At 73.8% G+C, this 20,586-nt stretch carries 10 protein-coding genes and 4 pseudogenes; 8 read left to right on the top strand and 6 right to left on the bottom strand.

What is annotated here, in order from left to right:
- Nucleotides 1-15 precede the first annotated feature (15 nt).
- Nucleotides 16-878: pseudogene (locus tag ACEXOX_RS09485) on the bottom strand (oxaloacetate decarboxylase).
- 331 nt (nucleotides 879-1,209) lie between these two features.
- Here ACEXOX_RS09485 and ACEXOX_RS09480 point away from each other — a divergent pair.
- A pseudogene (locus ACEXOX_RS09480) lies at nucleotides 1,210-4,853 on the top strand (hydantoinase B/oxoprolinase family protein).
- A gap of 66 nt (nucleotides 4,854-4,919) precedes the next feature.
- On the opposite strand, the pseudogene ACEXOX_RS09475 reads toward ACEXOX_RS09480, so the two are convergent.
- The 3 genes and pseudogenes from ACEXOX_RS09475 to ACEXOX_RS09465 form a co-directional block, all read right to left on the bottom strand.
- Nucleotides 4,920-5,716, bottom strand: a pseudogene (locus tag ACEXOX_RS09475) (biotin-dependent carboxyltransferase family protein); the annotation flags it as partial.
- Nucleotides 5,716-6,348, bottom strand: a complete 633-nt coding sequence (gene pxpB / locus ACEXOX_RS09470) for a 5-oxoprolinase subunit PxpB (protein ID WP_406526276.1) — start codon at nucleotides 6,346-6,348, stop codon at nucleotides 5,716-5,718. The pseudogene ACEXOX_RS09475 and the gene pxpB, both read right to left, overlap by 1 nt.
- 50 nt (nucleotides 6,349-6,398) lie before the next feature.
- The gene (locus tag ACEXOX_RS09465) at nucleotides 6,399-7,223 is read right to left on the bottom strand and encodes a LamB/YcsF family protein (protein WP_406519937.1); all 825 of its coding nucleotides are present in this window, start codon (nucleotides 7,221-7,223) and stop codon (nucleotides 6,399-6,401) included.
- 202 nt (nucleotides 7,224-7,425) lie between these two features.
- On the opposite strand from ACEXOX_RS09465, the gene ACEXOX_RS09460 reads away from it, so the two are divergent.
- The 7 genes from ACEXOX_RS09460 (at nucleotide 7,426) to ACEXOX_RS09430 (ending at nucleotide 18,218) form a co-directional block, all read left to right on the top strand.
- The gene (locus tag ACEXOX_RS09460) at nucleotides 7,426-8,160 is read left to right on the top strand and encodes a GntR family transcriptional regulator (RefSeq protein WP_406519936.1); all 735 of its coding nucleotides are present in this window, start codon (nucleotides 7,426-7,428) and stop codon (nucleotides 8,158-8,160) included.
- Between the two features lie 113 nt (nucleotides 8,161-8,273).
- A complete protein-coding gene (locus ACEXOX_RS09455; protein WP_030018127.1) occupies nucleotides 8,274-8,981 on the top strand; it encodes a DUF969 domain-containing protein in 708 nt (235 codons plus the stop codon).
- Nucleotides 8,978-9,946 carry a DUF979 domain-containing protein gene (locus ACEXOX_RS09450; protein WP_406519935.1) on the top strand — a complete coding sequence of 323 codons (969 nt, stop codon included), beginning with the start codon at nucleotides 8,978-8,980 and terminating at the stop codon, nucleotides 9,944-9,946. The genes ACEXOX_RS09455 and ACEXOX_RS09450 overlap by 4 nt, the downstream gene beginning before the upstream one ends.
- Nucleotides 9,947-10,063: 117 nt before the next feature.
- Nucleotides 10,064-10,717, top strand: a complete 654-nt coding sequence (pcp, locus tag ACEXOX_RS09445; protein WP_406519934.1) for a pyroglutamyl-peptidase I — start codon at nucleotides 10,064-10,066, stop codon at nucleotides 10,715-10,717.
- 55 nt (nucleotides 10,718-10,772) lie between these two features.
- A complete protein-coding gene (locus ACEXOX_RS09440; RefSeq protein WP_030018124.1) occupies nucleotides 10,773-12,314 on the top strand; it encodes a membrane protein in 1,542 nt (513 codons plus the stop codon).
- 141 nt (nucleotides 12,315-12,455) lie between these two features.
- Entirely contained in the window at nucleotides 12,456-13,340 is an 885-nt protein-coding gene (locus ACEXOX_RS09435) for a hypothetical protein (protein WP_406519933.1), read from the top strand.
- A gap of 90 nt (nucleotides 13,341-13,430) precedes the next feature.
- On the top strand, nucleotides 13,431-18,218 hold the full coding sequence (locus ACEXOX_RS09430) for a hypothetical protein (RefSeq protein ID WP_406519932.1): 4,788 nt from the start codon (nucleotides 13,431-13,433) through the stop codon (nucleotides 18,216-18,218).
- On the opposite strand, the pseudogene ACEXOX_RS09425 reads toward ACEXOX_RS09430, so the two are convergent.
- Both ACEXOX_RS09425 and solA read right to left on the bottom strand, forming a co-directional pair.
- Nucleotides 18,196-19,335, bottom strand: a pseudogene (locus tag ACEXOX_RS09425) (aromatic ring-hydroxylating dioxygenase subunit alpha); the annotation flags it as partial. The gene ACEXOX_RS09430 and the pseudogene ACEXOX_RS09425 overlap by 23 nt on opposite strands.
- Complete coding sequence (gene solA / locus ACEXOX_RS09420) at nucleotides 19,332-20,543, bottom strand: N-methyl-L-tryptophan oxidase (RefSeq protein ID WP_406519931.1); 1,212 nt, start codon at nucleotides 20,541-20,543, stop codon at nucleotides 19,332-19,334. The pseudogene ACEXOX_RS09425 and the gene solA, both read right to left, overlap by 4 nt.
- Between the last annotated feature and the right edge of the window lie 43 nt (nucleotides 20,544-20,586).

The following is a 20,586-nucleotide window of genomic DNA, read 5'->3' as shown; positions in this document are numbered from 1 at the left end:
ACGGTCAGCCTCTTCTCAGACGGGGGCCGGTGCGCGGTGGGCGTGATGCCTGCTGATGTTCTTCTCCAGCAGCTCGGTGGCGCACCGCAGTTCGACGCTGCCCGTCTGGCCCGTGACGGGCAGCCGGCCGTCGGCGTTCTTCAGGTCGGCCAGCGCTCCGTCGATGGCGCCGTGCGCGGCGAACAGGCAGGGGGTGCTGTAGATCGCCACGTCCACACCGAGATCGGTGAGTTCGGTCAGCGACAGGCGGGGCGACTTGCCGCCCGCGATCTGGTTGAAGAGCAGCGGTTTGCCGCCCACGACGGTCCGGATGCGTTCGATCCACTCCACGCTGCGCACCCCGTCCACGAGGACCACGTCCGCGTCCGTCTCGGCGAGCGCCGCGGCCCGCCGGAGGATCTCCGCCTCCTCCGTGGCGTCCGTACGGGCCACCACGACCAGGTCCGTGCGGCTGCTCAGCACCAGGTTGAGCTTGTCCAGGTACTCCTCCAGGGGAGGATCAGCTTGCCGTCCGCGTGACCGCAGCGGCGGGGGCGCTTCTGGTCCTCCAGGATCACGCCGGAGGCCCCGGCGCGCTCCAGGCTCTGGACGACGTGGCAGGCGACCTCGGGGTCCACGTAGCCGTCGTCGATGTCCACCAGCAGGTGGTGGGACGGAAAGGCCAGGCGCAGCCGTTCGGTGAACTGCACCATGTCCGGCCAGGCGATGAATCCGATGTCGGGCAGGCCGTAATAGGATGCCGCGAAACCGAATCCGGAGACGAACATGCCGTCGTAGTGCTGGGCCGCGATGGACGCCGAATACATGTCGTAGATACCGATGAGCGGTGTGGTGCGAGGCGAGCCGACCGCCTCGCGCAGGGCGCTGCCGTGCTGCATGGTTCTCCTGCCTCTCGGGCCCGCAGGGCGCGGGTCCTTGGGGTGTTCTTGACCCGACGGTCCCAGGAAACCAAGAGCTAGTAAAAGGATTCCGGGAAGCAACACCCGTTTGAGTAGAAGCCGCAGGTCGTGGGGGTTGTTCGGGAACTATTACGAGCTGATGGACGTACCGCGGAAGTGACGTTTCCGCGGGGGGAACGCGGGGGCGTAAAGGCGATGAGCTGAATTGCGCCGGAGGCCGCCGGCCGTTTCCGGACGGCCCGCGGTGCCCGCCCGGCGGACCGGCGGCCGGAAACGCCGGTGTCGCCCGGCCCGCTGCCACAATGGCGGCATGACGGGACGCTGGGAGTTCTGGATCGACCGGGGCGGCACGTTCACGGACGTGGTGGGGCGGCGTCCGGACGGGCGGCTGGTCACCGGCAAGCTGCTCTCGCACCGCCCCGGGAGCACCGAGGACGCCGCCGTCGCCGGCATCCGGGCGATGCTGGGGCTCGCCCCCGGCGCACCGGTGCCCGCCGAGCGGATCGCCGTCGTCAAGATGGGCACGACCGTGGCGACCAACGCCCTGCTGGAGCGCACGGGCGAGCCGACCGTCCTGGTCACCACCGTGGGCTTCCGGGACGCGCTGCGCATCGCCTACCAGAACCGGCCGCGGATCTTCGACCGGCGGATCGTGCTGCCCGAGGCGCTGTACGAGCGGGTGATCGAGGTCCCGGAACGGGTGGACGCGCGGGGCGCGGTCGTCAAGCCGCCGGAGACGGACGCGGTACGGGCGGAGCTGGCGCGGGCGTACGGGGACGGGCTGCGCGCCGCGGCGGTCGTCCTGCTGCACGGCTACCGCCGCGCCGACCACGAGAAGGCCGTCGCCGCCCTGGCGAGGGAGGCCGGGTTCACACAGGTCAGCTGCTCGCACGAGGTCAGCCCGCTGATGAAACTGGTGCCGCGCGGCGACACCACCGTCGTGGACGCCTATCTGTCGCCGGTCCTCGGCCGGTACGTGACCGAGGTGGCCCGCCAACTCCCGGGCGTCCGGCTGATGTTCATGCAGTCCAACGGCGGGCTGCGGGAGGCCGCGCACTTCCGCGGCAAGGACGCGGTGCTCTCCGGCCCGGCGGGCGGCGTCGTCGGGATGGCCCGCTCCTCGGCCGAGGCGGGCGACGGGTACGACCGGGTGATCGGCTTCGACATGGGCGGCACCTCCACCGACGTGTCGCACTACGCGGGGTCCTTCGAGCGGATCTTCGGCAACGAGGTCGCGGGCGTACGGATGCGGGCGCCCATGATGAACATCCACACCGTGGCGGCGGGCGGCGGCTCGGTGCTGCACTTCGACGGGCGGCGCTACCGCGTCGGCCCGGACTCGGCCGGCGCGGTCCCCGGCCCGGCCTGCTACCGGCGCGGCGGCCCGCTGACCGTCACGGACGCCAATGTGATGCTGGGACGCGTCCAGCCGGCGCACTTCCCCGCGGTGTTCGGGCCCGGCGGCGACCAGCCGCTGGACGACGCGACGGTACGGGAGCGTTTCGTCCGGCTGGCCGAGGAGGCGGCCGAGGCCACCGGCGACCGGCGCGGACCCGAGGAGGTCGCGGCCGGCTTCCTGGACATCGCCGTGCTGAACATGGCCAACGCGGTCAAGAAGATCTCCGTCCAGCGCGGTTACGACGTCACACGCTACGCGCTCACCAGCTTCGGCGGCGCGGGCGGCCAGCACGCCTGCGCGGTCGCCGACGCGCTGGGCATCGGCACGGTCGTCGTACCGCCGCTGGCCGGGGTGCTGTCCGCGTACGGCATCGGGGTCGCCGACGCGACGGCCATGCGGGAACAGGCCGTCGAGGCGGAGATCGACCCGGAGTCGGACGCGACGGACCTCGCCGAGGTGCACGGTGTCTGCGGCCGGCTGGCCGCCCGTACCCGCCGCGAACTGCTCGACGACGGTGTCCCGGAGGAGAGCGTCACCACCCGGGGGCGGGTGATGCTCCGTTACGCCGGGACGGACTCCGCGATCGGCGTGGCGCTGGACACGCCGCGGGCGATGGCCGCCGCGTTCGTCCGGGCGCACCGCGCGCGGTACGGGTTCACGATGGACAAGCCGCTGATCGCCGAGGCCGTGTCGGTGGAGGCGGTGGGCGCCGCGGGCGGCACGGCCGGGCACGAGGTGCCGACGGGGGAGCGGGCGGGGGCGCTGCGGCCGGTCGCGACGGTACGGATGTTCGCGCAGGGGCGCCGGCAGGACACCGGCGTGTTCGCCCGCGGCGGCCTGCGTCCCGGTGACACGCTCACCGGTCCCGCGATCATCGCCGAGGACGACGCCACGACGGTCCTGGACCCCGGCTGGCAGGCCCGCGCGGGGGAGCGCGGTCATCTGCTGCTGACCCGGGCGCGGCCCCGCGCGGGCGCTCCGGCGGTCGGCACGGACGCCGATCCGGTGATGCTGGAAGTGTTCAACAGTCTCTTCATGGCGATCGCCGAGCAGATGGGCGTCCGTCTGGAGAACACCGCCCACTCGGTCAACATCAAGGAGCGGCTGGACTTCTCCTGTGCCCTCTTCGATCACGAAGGCAACCTCATCGCCAACGCCCCGCACATTCCCGTGCATCTCGGGTCGATGGGGGAGTCCATCAAGGAGGTGCTCAGGCGGCGGCGCGGCCCGGACGGAGACCTGCGGCCCGGTGATGTGTACGCGGTCAACGACCCGTACCACGGGGGACGCACCTGCCGGACGTCACCGTCGTCACCCCGGTCTTCGACGAGGCCGGTGAGGAGCTGCTGTTCCTGGTGGCCTCGCGCGGCCACCACGCCGAGATCGGCGGCATCACCCCGGGCTCGATGCCAGCCTTCAGCCGCACCATCCAGGAGGAGGGCGTCCTCTTCGACAACTGGCTGCTGGTACGGGACGGCAGGCTCCGCGAGGAGGAGACGCGCGCACTGCTGGCCGCCGGGCCGTATCCGTCACGGGCGCCGGACGCCAACATCGCGGACCTGCGGGCCCAGATCGCCGCCAACGAGAAGGGCATCCGCGAACTGCGGAAGACGATCGAGCAGTTCGGGCTGGACGTGGTGCGCGCCTACATGGGACACGTCCAGGACAACGCCGAGGAATCGGTACGCCGGATCATCGCGCACCTGGCGGACGGCTCGTACCGCTACGAGACCGACGGCGGCGCGGTGATCCAGGTCGCGCTGACCGTGGACCGTACGGCCCGCAGTGCCGTACTGGACTTCGCCGGGACCTCGGCGCAGCTGCCCGGCAACGCCAACGCGCCCAGCTCGGTGGTGATGGCGGCGGTGCTCTACGTCTTCCGTACGCTCGTCGCCGAGGACATCCCCCTCAACAGCGGCTGCCTGAAACCCGTCGAGGTACGCATCCCGCCCGGCTCGATGCTCGCGCCGGAATTCCCCGCCGCCACGGTCGCGGGCAACGTGGAGACCTCGCAGGCCGTCACCGGCGCGCTCTACGCGGCGCTCGGCGTGCAGGCCGAGGGCTCGGGCACGATGAACAACCTCACCTTCGGCAACGACCGGGTGCAGTACTACGAGACCGTCGCCAGCGGCGCGGGTGCGGGTGACGGCTTCGACGGCGCGGACGCCGTGCAGACCCACATGACCAACTCCCGGCTGACCGACCCCGAGGTCCTGGAGTGGCGCTACCCCGTGCGGGTGGAGAGCTTCTCCGTGCGCGAGGGCAGCGGTGGCGACGGCCGCTGGCGGGGTGGCCGGGGCGTCGAACGCCGCCTGCGCTTCCTGGAACCGGTGACGGTGGCGCTGCTCACGGGCCACCGCCGGGTGCCGCCCTACGGGATGGCGGGCGGCGGGCCCGGCGCGACGGGCGCCAACCTGGTCCGCCGCGCCGACGGCACGGAGGAAGCCCTGGAGGGCTGCGACGTGGCGGAGATCGGCGCGGGGGACGTGCTGGTGATCCGTACGCCGGGCGGCGGCGGTTACGGCAAGCCGGACGGATCAGCCGGAGGCGCGTGAGCGCCGGGGGACGAAACGGACGGATGTGCCCGGTGCGGCCTGGGCCGCCGCGGCGAGGAAACGCTCCGGCACGACGCCGACGACCGGATAACCGCCCGTCGTCGGATGGTCGTTGAGGAAGAGCACGGGCAGGCCGTTCGGGGGACCTGAAGCGCTCCCAGCGGCATGCCCTCACTGGGCAGTTCCCCGTCCTTGCGGCGTTCCAGGGACGGCCCTTCGGTGCGCAGGCCGATGCGGTTGCTCGCCGAGGAGACGCGGAAACGGCCGGTGGTGAGCGTGCGCAGGCCCGCCTCGGTGAACCAGTCCTCGCGCGGACCCAGTACGCAGGGCAGCACCAGTTCCTTGAGCGGCAGCCCCGAGCGCGGTACGGCGTCCACGGAGGCGGGCGGGCCGTACGGGGTGCCGAGCGGCAGCACGCCGCCGTCGGACAGCGGCGCGGGTCCGAGACCGGAGAGCAGGTCGGCGGCGCGGCTGCCGAGCACCGGCTCCGCGTCGACGCCGCCGGCGAAGGCGAGGTACGAGCGGAGTCCGGCGGTGGCCGGTCCGGCGTCCAGCACCGCGCCCGCCGGGACGCGTACCGGCGCGCCCCAGGCGGCGGGGCGGCCGTCGACCGTGACCGGGCAGGGCGCGCCGGTCACCGCGGCGACGGTGTCCGTGCGGACCCGTACGGCGCAGCCGGTAAGGGTCGTCTCCAGGGTGGCGGACGTCTCCGGATTTCCCACGAGGCGGTTGGCGAACCGGTGGGCGGGCTCGTCCAAGGCGCCCGCGCGCGGCACGCCGAGGTGGGCGTGGCCCGCGCGGCCGAGGTCCTGAACGGTGGTGAGGGCTCCGGCGCGTACGACGCAGAAGGCACGGTCGGTCATCAGGCCTCCTGGGATTCCGTCGAAACCGGGATGAAGCGGACGCGGGTGCCCGGGGAGAACAGGGCCGCCGGATCGCGGTCCGGGTTCCACAGTTCGACGTCGCTGGTACCGATGAGCTGCCAGCCGCCGGGCGACGAGCGCGGGTAGACGCCGGTGTACGGACCCGCCAGGGCGACCGAGCCGACCGGGACCTTGGTGCGCGGGGTGGCGCGGCGCGGCACGTGGTGGCGCTCCGGCAGACCCGTCAGATAGCCGAAGCCGGGCGCGAACCCGCAGAACGCGACGTGGAATTCGGTGCCGGAGTGGATACGGACCACGTCCTCGGGCGTGGTGCCCCACAAGGCGGCCACGTCGGCGAGGTCGGGGCCGTCGTAGCGCACCGGGATCTCGATGGCGGGCCGGTCGCCGGCGGTGACCGGCGGAATGTCCCAGCCGGCCAGTTCGGCGGCCAGCCGTCCCGGGTCGGCCAGCCCGTCGAGCAGGACCGTACGGGCGGCCGGGACGATCTCGCGGACCGCGGGCAGGGTGCCCGCCGCGGCGCGGCGCAGCAGCTCGGCGTGGAAGGCCTCGACGGCCGCGGCGTCGTCCAGTTCGACCAGCAGCCCGTGGTCGCCGACCGGCAGCGGGCGCAGGGGCAGCGGCGACCGGCCGGCCGGGGCACGGCCGCCGGTGGTGCCGGTGCTCACGCGAAGCTGCCGATCCGCACGCCGGCCGCGGTCAGCTCGTCGCGCACCCGTCGCGCGAGGTCCGCGGCACCCGGCGTGTCGCCGTGCAGGCACAGCGAGCGCGCCTCGATCTTCACGGTGCTGCCGTCGACGGCGGTCACGGTGCCTTCCGTGGCCATGCCCAGAGCGCGCTTGACGACCTCGTCGGGGTCGTGGACGACGGCGCCCGGCTCGCGGCGGGAGACCAGGGTGCCTTCGGGGGTGTAGGCGCGGTCGGCGAACGCCTCGCCGACGACGGGCAGGCCGACGCGGCGGGCCGCCTCGTGCAGCTGGGAGCCGGGCAGGCCGAGGATGGGCAGCGGGGTGCCGGCGGTCCGTACACCCTCCAGGACGGCGGCGGACTGGGCCTCGTCGTGGACGCAGCGGTTGTAGAGCGCGCCGTGCGGCTTGACGTAGGCGACCCGGGTGCCGGCGGCGCGGGCGAAGACCTCCAGCGCGCCGATCTGGTACGCGATCTCGTCGGCCAGTTCGCGCGGCGGTACGTCCATGGCGCGGCGCCCGAAGCCCGCCAGGTCGCGGTAGGAGACCTGGGCGCCGACGACCACGCCGCGCTCGGCGGCCAGCTCGCAGACCCGGCGCATGGTGCTGGGGTCCCCGGCGTGGAAACCGCAGGCCACGTTGGCGCTCGTGACGACGGACAGCAGGGCCTCGTCGTCGGTGAGCTCCCAGCGTCCGAAGCCTTCCCCGAGGTCGGCGTTGAGGTCGACGAGGGGGTGGTCACCGGGTCGCTCATAGAAGTCGCAAGTCCGTTCCGGAGGTGGCCGCCGCGCGGGCCGGCGCACAGTTCGCAGAGGTTTCGGGACCGGCCGGCCCGTATCCGTAGTGGCTCTCCCCCTGAGGGCACTCGGGCCGGCCGGTGGTCAGGCCAACGTAAGCGATCGTTCAACGATCCGACAAGAGGTGTGTTGTCTCGTTCTGCCATCTGGGATTGACTGCCGCTCACAGCACACGGGGTGCACGTACGGGGCGAAAGCGGGGACGACGATGGCGGGCGGGATGACACGGGGCGACCGGCACAGGCTCGCCGAGGTCTCGGAGCTGGCGGGCGACCGGGTGCTGCTCGGGCGCTCCAGCACCGCGGAGCGGGTCGCCGACATTCTCCGGGACCGCATCACCGAGGGCTACTTCCCGCCCGGCGCGCGGCTGTCCGAGGAGAGCATCGGCGGGGCCCTGGGGGTCTCGCGCAACACCCTGCGGGAGGCGTTCCGCCTGCTCACGCACGAGCGGCTGCTGGTGCACCAGCTCAACCGCGGGGTTTTCGTGCGCATCGTGACGGTGGCGGACCTGGACGACATCTACCGGGTCCGTACGCTCGTGGAGTGCGCCGCGGTACGCGGCCTGGGCGAGCCGCCGCACCCGGTGGGGGCGATGGAGGCGGCCGTGGTGGCCGGCGAGTCCGCCTTCGAGGAGCGCGCCTGGCGTGATCTGGGCACCGCGAACCTCCGCTTCCACCAGGCGGTGGCGGGCCTGGCGGGCAGTCCGCGCACCGACGAGCTGATGCGCGGGGTGCTCGCGGAACTGCGGCTGGTCTTCCACGTGATGGACGATCCGCGCCGGTTCCACGCGCCGTACCTGACCCGCAACCGGCAGATTCTGGAAGAGCTCCAGGCCGGGAACGGGGCCGCCGCGGAGCTGCTGCTGGAGGCCTATCTGGAGGATTCCCGGGTGCAGCTCTCCGGGGCGTACGCCCAGCGCATGGCGGCGCAGGAGGGCGTGTAGGGACACGGGGGTTTCGCTCCCGTCAACCCCTTGTCGGATCGTTGAACAATCGCCTAACCTCCTCGCATCCTCCTCACGGTCCGCGTGGGGTCCCGTATGCGGAAGGCGGACCCATGATCGTGCTTCTCGGCGTGCTCGTGGTCGTGGTCGGCTTCGCCACCAAACGCAATGCCCTGCTGGTCGTGGGCGTGGCGGGCATCGTCACCGGCCTCCTCGGCGGCCTGTCGCCGCAGGAGGTCCTGGCGGCCTTCGGCACCGGCTTCGCGAGCAGCCGGGCGGTGACGATCTTCGCGATCACCCTCCCGGTGATCGGCCTGTTGGAGCGCTACGGCCTCCAGGAGCAGGCCCGCCGGCTGATCGCCCGCTTCGCCAAGCTGACCACCGGCCGCTTCCTCGCCCTCTACCTGGGCATGCGGCAGATCGGCGCGGCCGTCGGGCTGACGCACGTCTTCGGACACGCGCAGACCGTGCGCCCGCTGGCCGTGCCGATGGCCGAGGGCGCAGCCGAGCGCAAGCACGGGCGGCTGACCGAGAAGGGCCGGGAGAAGGTCCGCTCGTTCTCCGCGAGCGCCGACAACGTGGGGCTGTTCTTCGGCGAGGACGTCTTCCTCGCGGTCGGCTCGATCCTGCTGATCACCAGCTTCGTCAACACCACGTACAACACCCACCTGGAGCCGCTGCACCTGGCGCTGTGGGCGATCCCCTCCGCGCTGTGCGCCTTCGCCGTGCACGGCTGGCGGCTGCTGCGCCTGGACCGGTACCTGGAACGCGAACTGGTCGCCGCCAACATCGAGCCCGTCGCCGAGGGAGCAGCCAAGTGATCAAAGCAGAGTGGTTCTACTGGCTGGTCGGCCTGAGCTTTCTGGTGATGGCCTCCCAGATGCTCACCGACCGCAGCAACCCCAAGCGGCTGGGCACCACCGCCTTCTGGGGCCTGCTCGGCGCCGGCTTCGTCTACAGCAGCTGGGTCGTCGACAAGAAGGCCCCGGCCGAACCGCTGGGCGCGGCCGTCCTGATCATGGTCCTGCTGGCCGGCTTCGGCTTCACCGGACGCGGTACGCCGCGCACCACCACGCCCGAACAGCGCGAGGCCAGCGCCCTGAAGCTGGGTAACAAGCTGTTCGTGCCCGCGCTGGCCATCCCGGTCGTCGCGCTGGTGTGCGCGGTCCTCGTCAAGAAGCTCTCGATCGGCGGCGAACCGATCCTCCAGGAGGGCAGCGAGACCATCCTGGGGCTCGGCATCGGCGCCGTCGTCGCCCTCGTCGTCGGCATGATCATGCTGCGCGAGAAGCGGATAGCGGTCCCCGTGCAGGCCGGGCGCTCCATGCTGGAGTCGATGGGCTGGGCGATGCTGCTGCCGCAGCTGCTCGCCACCCTGGGCACCATCTTCCAGCTCTCCGGCGTCGGCACCCAGGTCGGCAAGCTCGCCACCTCGGTCCTGCCGGAGGACTCCCTGTACGTCGCGGTCGTCGTCTACTGCATCGGCATGGCGCTGTTCACCGTGATCATGGGCAACGCGTTCGCCGCCTTCCCCGTGATGACCGCGGCGGTCGGCTGGCCGGTGCTCATCGAGCACTTCCACGGCGACGCGCCCGCCGTCCTGGCCATCGGCATGCTCGCCGGGTTCTGCGGGACGCTGGTCACCCCGATGGCGGCCAACTTCAACATCGTCCCGTCGGCGCTGCTGGAGCTGAAGGACCAGTACGGGCCGATCAAGGCCCAACTGCCCACGGCCGGCGTGCTGCTCGGCTGCAACATCGTGGTCATGGCCCTGTTCGCCTTCTGACCGCGCCCACCCGCCCCGCTCACCACTTCACGACACGTACCGCACCACACGCACCGCACGACACGAACCGCACACGGACCGGGGGCACCGCGCGGCTCACGAACCACAGGGAACGCCATGACGCGGACGACCCGCATCCTGCTCACCGGATTCGAGCCCTTCGACGGCGAGAGCTCCAACCCCTCCTGGGAGGCGGTGCGGGCCGCCGCCGCTGAGCCGCCCGCCGGGCTGGAGATCACCGCCGTCGAACTGCCCTGCGTCTACGGGCGCTCGCGCACCGCCCTGCGTGAGGCCGTCGCGGCGCACGACCCCGACATCGTGCTCTGCGTCGGCCAGGCGGGCGGCCGGCCCGACCTGACGGTGGAGCGGGTCGCCGTCAACATCGACGACGCCCGCATCCCGGACGTCGCGGGCGCCCAGCCCATCGACGAGCCGATCGTCCCCGGCGGCCCCGCGGCGTACTTCGCCGCGCTGCCGGTCAAGGCGTGCGTGGCCGCCGTACGGGAGGCGGGGGTGCCGGCCTCCGTCTCCAACACCGCGGGCACCTTCGTCTGCAACCACGTCTTCTACGACCTGATGCACCTGATCGCGACCGAGCGGCCCGCGCTGCGCGGCGGCTTCGTGCACGTGCCGTACGCTCCCCATCAGGTCGCCGGCCGGTCGCTGCCCTCACTCGCGGTGAGCGCCGTCGCCGAGGGGCTGGGTGTGATCGCCGCCACCGCCGTGCGTACAAATACGGACATCAAGGCCGTCGGAGGCGCCACGCACTGACCTCGGCCCCGTGCCGTTTCGTCCGTTGTCAGTGCGAGCGCCTACGCTGTGCGACGTGACTTTTCCTGCCCCGGGGACCGCTGCGTCCCAGCTCAACGGCGTGGCCCGGTCCGAAGGACCCTCCCGGCCCGCGCCGGGCCCGGCCGCCGACGAGGGCCTGGCCCGCCGGCTGCGCGCCCTCGCGTGCACCGCGCCGCTGCACGACCTGGACGCGCGCAAGGCCAACCTCGCCGGTGAGTACGGGGTGTACGCGATGGCGGAGGTGGCGCTCGCCGCCATCGACCTGGTCACCCTCCACATGGACTTCGACACCGGCGCCGACCACGAGCAGATAGTGGCCAGGCTGCTCCCGCGCATCGCCGCGCAGACCCCGCGCCGCCCCGCGGCCGAGCACGAGCGCGTCGCCCGCTGGGTGCTGGAGAACCTGATCAACGTCGGCAGCGTCGACCGCGGCTTCCGCGCCGTGTACGGCACGTTCGGCCCCGAGGGCGAGTACGTCCGCCGGGACTACGACTTCAAGCTCATCGAGGAGGTCCCGGGGCCGGGCGGCGGGGTCTACCTCCGGACGACCGACGAAGCCGTCAACGTCCTGGTCGGCGCCCTCGACACGGACGTGACGAGCGCCCAGATCGCCGCCGAGGTCAAGCTGGAGGTGCTCATCAGCCGCGGCCGGCTGGCGGACGCCCAGCTCGCCGCCGAGCAGGCCCGCTACCGCACCGTGCAGTACGCCGAGACGCTGCGCCGCACCCTGGACGCCACCCGCCGCAACGTCCGCGCGGTGGACTGGCTGCGCGCCGTCCCCGACATGATCGCCGAAGCCCTCGACCACGTGGCCGACCGCTACCGCCACGAGAACGCGATCCTCACCAACATCCGCAAGGCCCGCGACGAGACCGAGGACCAGGAGAACAAGCGGCGCGCCGCCGAGCTGGTCGACATCGTCAGGGACTGCATCCGCCGGCACACCCAGCTCCAGTCCCGGCTGCTGGAGGCGGGCCCGCTCTTCCGCGCCGAGCAGGACCGCCAGGCGTTCGCGCCGCCCGCCGGCCGCTCCGGCCTCGACCTGTACGGCCAGCTGGTCGCCCCGGTCCTGCCGCTCCCCGTCGAGCAGGCGATCCGGGTCACCGACGCCTTCTTCGCGCGCGGCACGGGCTTCCGTACGGGCACCTCCGTACGGCTCGGCGACCTGGTCGGCCTGCTGTTCCAGCCGCCCGTCGAGCGCGAGCACCTCGGCGCCGAGATGCCCGAGCCGGACCTGATCGCCACCCCGGACGACAGCCGCTTCTCCGAGGAACAGCTGGAAGCCGCCCAGGCCCTGCTCGACCTGCCCGCCGACGCGCCCCGCCGGCTGTCCGGACTGCTCGCCGAGGCCCGCCGCAGCGACCCGGACCTGCCGTACCTGGTCGCCCTGCTGGCGGTGCACGCGGCCAGCCCGCCGGTCGGCACGGCCTACCGCCAGGGCGAACAGCAGCTGCTCTTCGCCGTCGACGACGGCACCGTGCTGGAGGACGAGGAGTTCGGCGGCGCCGACCTCATCGTCGGCAAGGCCCTGCTGGACGCGGCGGGCATGGCCGCCGACCGCTCGGAGGTGGCGTGATGCCGGCGGCCGGACAGGACGCGCGCAGGACGCCGACAGCACGGCGGCACAAGGAAGTTCGCATGGAGGTACGGGCGTGAGTGAGTACGGAACGGGCGTCGAGGACGGCGCCGAAGCCCCGGCGCAGGGGACCCGACCGCCGTGGCGGAGCACCCGGGGTGGTCCGCGCCCGGCCCCGCCGCCGCGCCTTCGGGCCCCGCGCCCGTGACGCCCGCCGACGCCGCGGACGCCGCGCGCCTGGTCTCCTTCGGGCTCCAGCCCAAGCTGCTGCCCGCCCGGGACGCCGAGTACGGCGAACTGCTCCGCCGCTACCGCGACGAGCCCGCCTTCGCGCGCCTGGCCGACGCCGTCGCGACCGGCCTCGGCCTGGTCGTCCTGGAGGTCTCCCCGCGCGCCGGCATGGCCGTCACCGCCGACGAGGACTCCGTCTTCGCCGTACGCATGGGTGACTACGCCCGCCGCGCGTCCGCCGACTCCGCCGACCGCTTCCTGCACGGCCTCGCCCACCTCGCCGTCGCCGCCATGGCCTTCCCCCGCCCCGAGGACCTCGCCGACGACGGCTACATCGGCCGTATCACCGTCAACGGCGTGGACGCGTTCGTCCGGCAGGCGTGCCGCCGCCTGGAGGAGCGCGCCGAGGAGCAGGGCGAGAACACCGACCCGGCCACCGACGCGCCCGGCCTCGAAGCCGCCTGGCGGACCTACGCACGGCGCAGCGCCACCGGCGCCACCAAGGACGCGCGGCGGCTCGCCGGTTCGACCACCGGCATCATCGCCAAGGCCGTCGCCTTCCTCGTCGACTCCGGCTTCCTCCAGCGCACCGGCGACGACTCCGGCGGCGCGTACCGCACCACCGCCCGCTACCAGCTCCAGGTGCGCGACATGGCGGGCAGCGCCGCCATGGCCGAACTGCTGGAGCTGGGTGTCGTCCCGGTCGGCGACGGCAGCGCCAGCCTGCTGCCCGCCGAGGACACCGACGACCTCGACCTGGTCTCCGACGCGGGACTGCCCTTCCACTCCTCCTGACCGCCCGGCGCCGGGCACCACCCGGCCACCGGACACACCGACCGCAGGTCCACCGACCACCGACCGCCCACACAACGAGAGTCCGCCGCCATGTACGAGCTGTCCCGGGTCCGCCTCTACTCCATCGGGCCCGCCGGTGCGCGCTACGCCGACACCGTGCTGGACCTGCGCGGAGTCGGCGCGCCCGTGCCCGACCCGGCGCCGGCGCAGGCGGACTTCTTCGAGGACGAACCGGTCGGCCCGCCGCGCCGCCCCGCCCCCGCCGGCGTCCTCTTCCTGGAGAACGGCGGCGGCAAGTCCGTCCTGCTCAAGCTCATCTTCTCGGTGATGCTGCCCGGCCACCGCAACACCCTGGGCGGCGCCAGCTCCGGCGTGCTGCGCAAGTTCCTGCTCGCCGACGACTGCGGCCACGTCGCCCTGGAGTGGCAGCACACCCTCACCGGCGAGTCCATCGTCGTCGGCAAGGTCAGCGAGTGGCGCGGGCGGCAGGTCTCCAACGACCCGCGCAAGTTCGCCGAGGCCTGGTACAGCTTCCGTCCGGGGCCCGGGATGAGCCTGGACTCGCTGCCGGTCGCCGAGGCCACCGTCGTCCGGCCGCGCGGCGAGCCCGCCGAGGGCTTCTCCGGGGCCCGGGGCCGCCGCCGTACGATGAAGGGCTTCCGCGACGCCCTGGTCGAGGCCGGCAAGAACTACCCCAACCTGGACGTCTCCTGGGTCGAGATCCACGAGCGGTGGAACGAGCACCTCGGCGAACTGGGCCTGGACCCCGAACTCTTCCGCTACCAGCGGGAGATGAACGCCGACGAGGGCGAGGCCGCCGGCCTCTTCGCCGTCAAGAACGACTCCGACTTCACCGACCTGCTGCTGCGCGCCGTCACCGACACCCGCGACACCGACGGGCTCGCCGACCTCGTGCACGGCTTCGCGCACAAGCTCGGCCGCCGCGCCGAACTGACCGCCGAACGCGACTTCACCGCCGGTTCGCTGGACCTGCTGTCGCGCATCGCGGACGCCGCCGAGCAGCGCGAGACCGCCCGTGACGTCCACGCCGGCGCCGAACGCCGTACCCGCACCCTCGCCCGGCGGCTGCACGCCCGCGGCACCGAGGAGCGCGGCCGCGCCGCCGAGTTCGCCGAGCAGGTCGCCACCGCCGCGCACGCGGTCACCGACGCCGAGCGGGTCCGCGAGCGCCGCGCGCTGATCTCCGCCGAGATCTCCTACCGGCATGCGTCGCTGGCGCTCGCCGCCGCCGAGAAGGGCGCCGCCGCCCAGCGCCGCGAGCTGAACGACGCCCGTACCCTGCACTCCGCCTGGCAGGCCGCCGAGACCGTGCTGCGCCACCGCGCCGCCGCCGACCGGGCCACCCGCGTCGCCGCCGCGATCCGCGAGGCCGAACGGGACGCCGCGCCCGCGCTCGCCGCCCGTACGAAGGCCGCCACCGAGCTGGTGCGCGCCCTCCAGGGCGCCGCCGACGTCAGCGAAGGCATCGCCAACGAGCAGGAGGAGCGCTCCGCCGCCCTCCAGGACACCAGCGACACCGCGCACCGCGACGCCACCGCCGCCGCCACTCACGCCCAGCGCGCCCGCAGCGAGGCCGAACACCTCAAGCAGCGCCTCGCCGAGGTCGAGCAGGAGACCGCCGAGGCCGTACGGGCCGGCTGGCTCGACGACTCCGCGCCGGACGCCGACCCGGCCCGCGCCGCGCTCGCCGCGTCGGACGCGGAGAAGGCCACGGTCGAGGGCTGGGACGCGGCCCGCGAGGCCGCCACCCGCTCCGCCGACCGGGCCCGCGAGGCCGCCACCCGCCTCGCCGCCGCCGAACTGGCCGCGGCCCGCGCCGAGGACGCCGCCCAGGCGGCGGAGCGCGCGTACGACGCCGAGCGGCAGGCCGCCGAGTCGATCGGCGCCGAGCAACGGCTGGCCGACCTGCTCGGACTGCCGCAGGCAGCGCCCAGGGCGGGCGTGCCCGGGCAGCGCGCCGGGGACGGAACGGACGAAGGCGACGGCCCCCGCCGCGTCCCGCGCCCTGCCTCCGAAGGCCCCCTGACCGCCGAAGAACTCGACCGCAACGCCGACGACCTGCGAGAACTCCTCGACGAGAGCGTCGCCTCCGCCGAACGCCAGCTCTTCGACCTGCGCACCGCCGCCGCCGACGACGCCCGCATCCTCGGCGCGCTGGGCGACGGCGGCCTGCTGCCGCCGGGCCCCGACGTGCTCGCCGCCGTCGAGTATCTGGGCGAGCACGGCGTCCCCGCGCTGCCCGGCTGGCGCTACCTCGCCCAGTCCGTCGACCCCGCCGACCACACCCGGGTGCTGGCCGCCCGCCCCGAGCTGGTCGACGGCGTCATCATCACCGACCCGGAGACCCACGCCCGCGCCCGCGACGTGCTCGCACAGGCCGCGCTGCTGCCGCGCTCCACCGTCGCCGTCGGCACCGCCGCCGCCCTGCTCGCGCCCACCCCCGTGCCCGACGCCCAGGACAGCGGCGTCTTCCTCGTCCCGCCGAACCCGGCCATGCACGACGAGTCCGCCGCCGACGAGGAGCGCCAGGCGCTGCGGGCGCGCGCCATAGAGCGGGACGACGAGATCCGCGTTCTCGCCGCCCGGCTGGCCGGCGACCGCGCGCTGGCCGCCCGTCTCTCCTCCTGGCGCACCGGCTGCCCGCCCGGCCGCCTCGCCGAACTGGCCACCGCCGCCGAGGAAGCCCGTACGGCAGCCGACACCGCCGCCGGGGAACTGGCCGAGGTCCGCACGGTACGGGCCGAGGCTGACGAGGAGGCCGCCGAGACCGCCCGGGTGCGCGACGAACGGCAGGAGGCCGCGCAGCGCGCCCGCCGCGTCGCCGACGCCCTCGCCGGGCTCGCCCACCGGCTGCGCGAGCGCGCCTCCTGGCAGGTCAGGCTGCGTGAACTGGCCGACGAATCCGCCGAGTTGGAGGCCCGCGCCGAGGAGTGCGTGGACCGGGCGCGCGCCGCCGACGAGGACCGCCGCACCGCCCAGCGCGCCGCCGACGACGCCCGGCGCACCGCCCACGCGCTGCGCGCCGAGCGCGCCGAGATCGCGGGCGTGCCGGACGACATGGGCGAGGACGGCGCCGAGCCCGCGGCCGGTTCGCTGCCCTCCCTGCGCGAGGCGTACCGCGCGGCCTCCCAGCTCTACGAGAAGGTCGGCGTCGGCGCCGACCTGCGCGCCGAACAGGCCCGCGCCGAAGGTGACGAGAGCGCCGCGCTCGCCGAGCTGAACCGCCTCACCAACAAGGTCCGCACCCGCGCCGAACAGCTCCTGGACAGCCCCGACGCCGCCGACGGCCCCTCCCGGCAGGCCGCGTCCGCCCGCGCCGAAGCCCTGGTCGCCCGGCTGGAGGCCCGCGCCTCCGCCGCCAGCGAGCAGCTCGGCCGCCTGCGCGGCGAGGCCGAACGGCTCGCCCCGGCCGACGGCGAGGCGCACACCGAGCTGCCCGAGGAGCTGATCCCCGCCGACGCGGAGCGCGCGAAGGAACTGCTGCGCACCGCCAACGCCGAGCTGACCACCGCCGACGACGCGCTGGAGACCGCCCGCGCCACCCACACCGAGCTGCTGCGCGCCCACCGCGCCGCCGAGGACGCCGCCGCGGGCTTCGACGAGACCGCCGCCATGCTGCGCGACCTGCTGCGCGACACCCAGGAGGACGAGGGCGAGCGCCCCGAGGCGTACGCGGGCCGCCTGGAGGACGCGCGGCAGGCCGCCGCGGAGTCCCGCCGTTCGCTGCGCGGCTGCGCGAGCGACCTGTCGGCGGCCGAGTCCGCGGTCCGCGAGGCCAGCGACGTCCTCGTACGGCACGCCAACTCCACCAAGTACGAACAGGTGCGCACGCCCGCCCGGCAGCAGATCCGCGAACTGCCCGCCGCGGCACTGCCCGACCACGCCGCCAAGTGGGCCGACGCCTTCGCGCCCCGGCTGCGGGTGCTCACCGACGAACTGGCCCAGCTGGAACGCAACCGCGACAGCATCGTGGACCGACTGCGCGGCCTGGTCGACTCGTCGCTGACCACGCTGCGCTCCGCCCAGCGGCTGTCCCGGCTCCCCGAGGGGCTGGGGGAGTGGTCGGGTCAGGAGTTCCTGCGCATCCGCTTCGACGACCCGGACCAGGCCACGCTCACCGAGCGGCTGGGCGAGGTGATCGACGAGGCGACGCGCTCGGCGGTCAAGAAGAACAGCGACCTGCGGCGGGACGGCATGTCCCTGCTGCTGCGCGGCGTCAGCGCGGCGCTCCAGCCGCGCGGCGTGGCCGTGGAGATCCTCAAGCCGGACGCGGTGCTGCGCGCCGAGCGCGTCCCGGTCGGTCAGATGGGCGACGTGTTCTCCGGCGGCCAGCTGCTGACCGCGGCCATCGCCCTGTACTGCACCATGGCCGCGCTGCGCAGCAACGACCGCGGCCGCGACAAGCAGCGGCACGCGGGCACGCTGTTCCTGGACAACCCCATCGGCCGCGCCAACGCGACGTACCTGCTGGAGCTCCAGCGCGCCGTCGCCGACGCGCTGGGCGTGCAGCTCCTGTACACCACCGGCCTCTTCGACACCACCGCGCTCGCTGAGTTCCCGCTGGTCATCCGCCTGCGCAACGACGCCGACCTGCGGGCCGGGCTGAAGTACATCAGCGTCGAGGAGCACCTGCGGCCCGGCCTGCCGCAGCAGGACCCCGGGTCGGAGCCGGTGCACGGGCAGATCACGGCGACGCGGATGTACCGGCGTCCGGAGGACGAGCAGCCGCAGAGCCGGACCCAGGACCGGCCGCAGGCTCAGCCGGAGCCGGAGCCGGAGAGCCGGCCGGAGCCTCAGGAGACCCAGGCTGCCCCTCAGGATCAGGCCCCCCAGGGCTCCCCGGCAGCAGCCGAGTGACCCACCGATGGAAGTCGCCGATGTGGTGCTCGCTGGGGACGAGCACCCCGCCGGCCCGGTAGGCCCGCGAGTCCATCGCGGGCTGGGTCCGCTCGCAGGCGGCGAAGTCCTGCGTGTTGACCCGGTGGAACAGCCCCACCGACCGGGACAGGTCGGCCCCCGAGGCCACCACCTCGGGGGCGTACAGCCAGTCGCACTCCACCACGGTGCGGTCCGCGGCCAGCGGGAACATCCGGTGCACGATGACATGGTCCGGCACGAGGTTGAGGAAGACCTGCGGGCGGACGGTGATGGCGTAGTAGCGGCGGTCCTGGCTCTCCTCGATGCCCGGGATCCGGGCGAAGCCGCCACTGCCGTCGACGGTGAACCCCTCGGCCTCCGCCGCGAACGCCGCGCCGTGCCCGACGTAGTACTGCGCGGCGTACCCCTCCGCGAACTCCGGGAGCACGTCGGTCAGTTCGGGGTGGATGGTGGCGCAGTGGTAGCACTCCATGAAGTTCTCGACGATCAGCTTCCAGTTGGCGCGTACGTCGTAGGTGATGCGCCGCCCGAGGTCCAGCCCGGCCATGCCGTACCGCTCGATCGCCTCCGTGCCGCCCAGCCGTTCGCCGACCGTGCCGGTCACCGTCTCCTCGAACGACGGCGGCTCGTCGGCCAGGCACACCCACACATAGCCCAGCCACTCGCGCAGCCGGACCGGCAGCAGCCCGCGTTCGGAGCGGTCCACGTCCGGCATCCGCTGGAGGTTGGGCGCGGCCACCAGCCGCCCGTCCAGGTCGTACGTCCAGGCGTGGTACGGGCACTGGAGGTTGCGCCGTACCTCGCCGGACGCGTCGGTGCACAGCCGGGCGCCCCGGTGGCGGCACACGTTGAGGTAGGCGCCGAAGCCGCCGCGCCGGTTGCGGACGATCAGCACGCTCTCCCGGCCGACCTGCACCGTACGGAAGGCGCCCGGCCGTGGCAGGTCGGCGGCGCGCACCGCGCAGTACCAGAGGGACTCGAAGATGTGCTGCTGTTCCTGGCGGAAGACGGCGGGGTCGGTGTAGAGGGAGCCGGGCAGGGTGCTGGTGAGGCTGGCGCCCGTGGTGGTCCCGGCGGTCTCGGGAGCGAGGGTCATCGGACGCCTCCTGGGGCGGACGGGGCGGACGGGGCAGGCAGGGCGGGCGAGGCCGCGGCCATGAGCAGGCGGCCGGGCGCGAACAGCCCGACGGGATGCGCGGTCCCGCCGGTCAGCGCCAGGTCGGCGAGGATTTCGCCCACCACCGGTACGAACTTGAAGCCGTGCCCGGAGAAGCCGCAGGCCACGGTCACGGCGTCGGGGTGCGCCGGATGCCGCGCGAGGACGAAGTGCTCGTCGGGGGTGTTGGTGTACAGGCAGGTGACGGACGTCAGATGGCGGCCGGGCAGGGACGGCAGGAGCCGGGCCGCCTGACCGGCCATGGCCCGTACCTCGTCCTCGTGCACGGTCCGGTCGACGGTCTCCGGCGTGCAGACGGCGCCCCGGCGGAAGAACGCCACCTTCGCGCCGCCTCCCGGCCCGTCGATCGCGGGGAAGCCGTAGATCTGGACGCCGTCGGTGTCCTCCCAGATGTAGATGGGGTGCCGCTCCGGCACGTACGGGCCGATGCCACCGGCGGGCTCGAACCAGTGCATGATCTGGCGCTCGACGGTGAACGCCACCCCCAGGTCGGACAGCAGCGCGGGCGCCCACGCGCCGGGGCAGATCACCAGCTGCCCGGCGGTGTAGGTGTCCTCGGGTGTGTGTACCCGCACGCCGCGGCCGCCGGGCAGCGCTTCCCAGCGGGTGACCGGCTCCTGGAAGTGGAGGTCGGCGCCGGACTGGGTGGCGAGCTGGAGCTGCGCGGCGACGGTGTTCTCCGGGCGCAGGAACCCGGCTCTGGCCTCGTACAGGGCGATCTCGTCGGCGGCCGGGGTGAGCGTCGGGAAGCGGCGCCGGACCTCCCGCGCGTCGAGCATCTCGTGCGGCAGGTCCCAGGTACGGGCCGAGCGCAGCGACCCGGCGACGGTACGGCTCTCTGGCCGGCCGAGCATCACCCCGCCGCACAGCGTGGCGATCCGCCGCCCGGTGGCACGTTCCAGCTCCTCGTACAGCTCGTAGGCGCGCAGCAGCAGCGGCACGTACGCCGGATCCTCGAAGTACGACTGGCGGGTGACGCGCGAACCGCCGTGGCTGGAGCCGTGGGCATGCACGGGCCCGAACTTCTCCAAGCCGAGCACACGGGCGCCGCGCGCTGCCAGTTGGTGGGCCGCGGCGCTGCCCATGCCGCCGAGGCCGAGCACGATCACGTCGTAGGTGGGGGACAAGCGGACCTCCCGGTTCGGCGGGGACACCCGACTGGTGCGGGCA

It is taken from the genome of Streptomyces sp. Ac-502 (genome assembly GCF_045222935.1).
GTDB classification, from domain to species: domain Bacteria; phylum Actinomycetota; class Actinomycetes; order Streptomycetales; family Streptomycetaceae; genus Streptomyces; species Streptomyces monomycini.
The sequence above is the reverse complement of the archived record's forward strand: the minus strand, read 5'-3'. Positions and strand labels throughout refer to the sequence as shown.

Excerpts from the sequence above, each read along its gene's own strand:
- ACEXOX_RS09455 (WP_030018127.1), top strand. The coding sequence starts at position 8,274 with ATGATCGTGCTTCTCGGCGTGCTCGTGGTCGTGGTCGGCTTCGCCACC.
- pcp (WP_406519934.1), top strand. The coding sequence starts at position 10,064 with ATGACGCGGACGACCCGCATCCTGCTCACCGGATTCGAGCCCTTCGAC.
- ACEXOX_RS09460 (WP_406519936.1), top strand. The coding sequence starts at position 7,426 with ATGGCGGGCGGGATGACACGGGGCGACCGGCACAGGCTCGCCGAGGTC.
- ACEXOX_RS09430 (WP_406519932.1), top strand. The coding sequence starts at position 13,431 with ATGTACGAGCTGTCCCGGGTCCGCCTCTACTCCATCGGGCCCGCCGGT.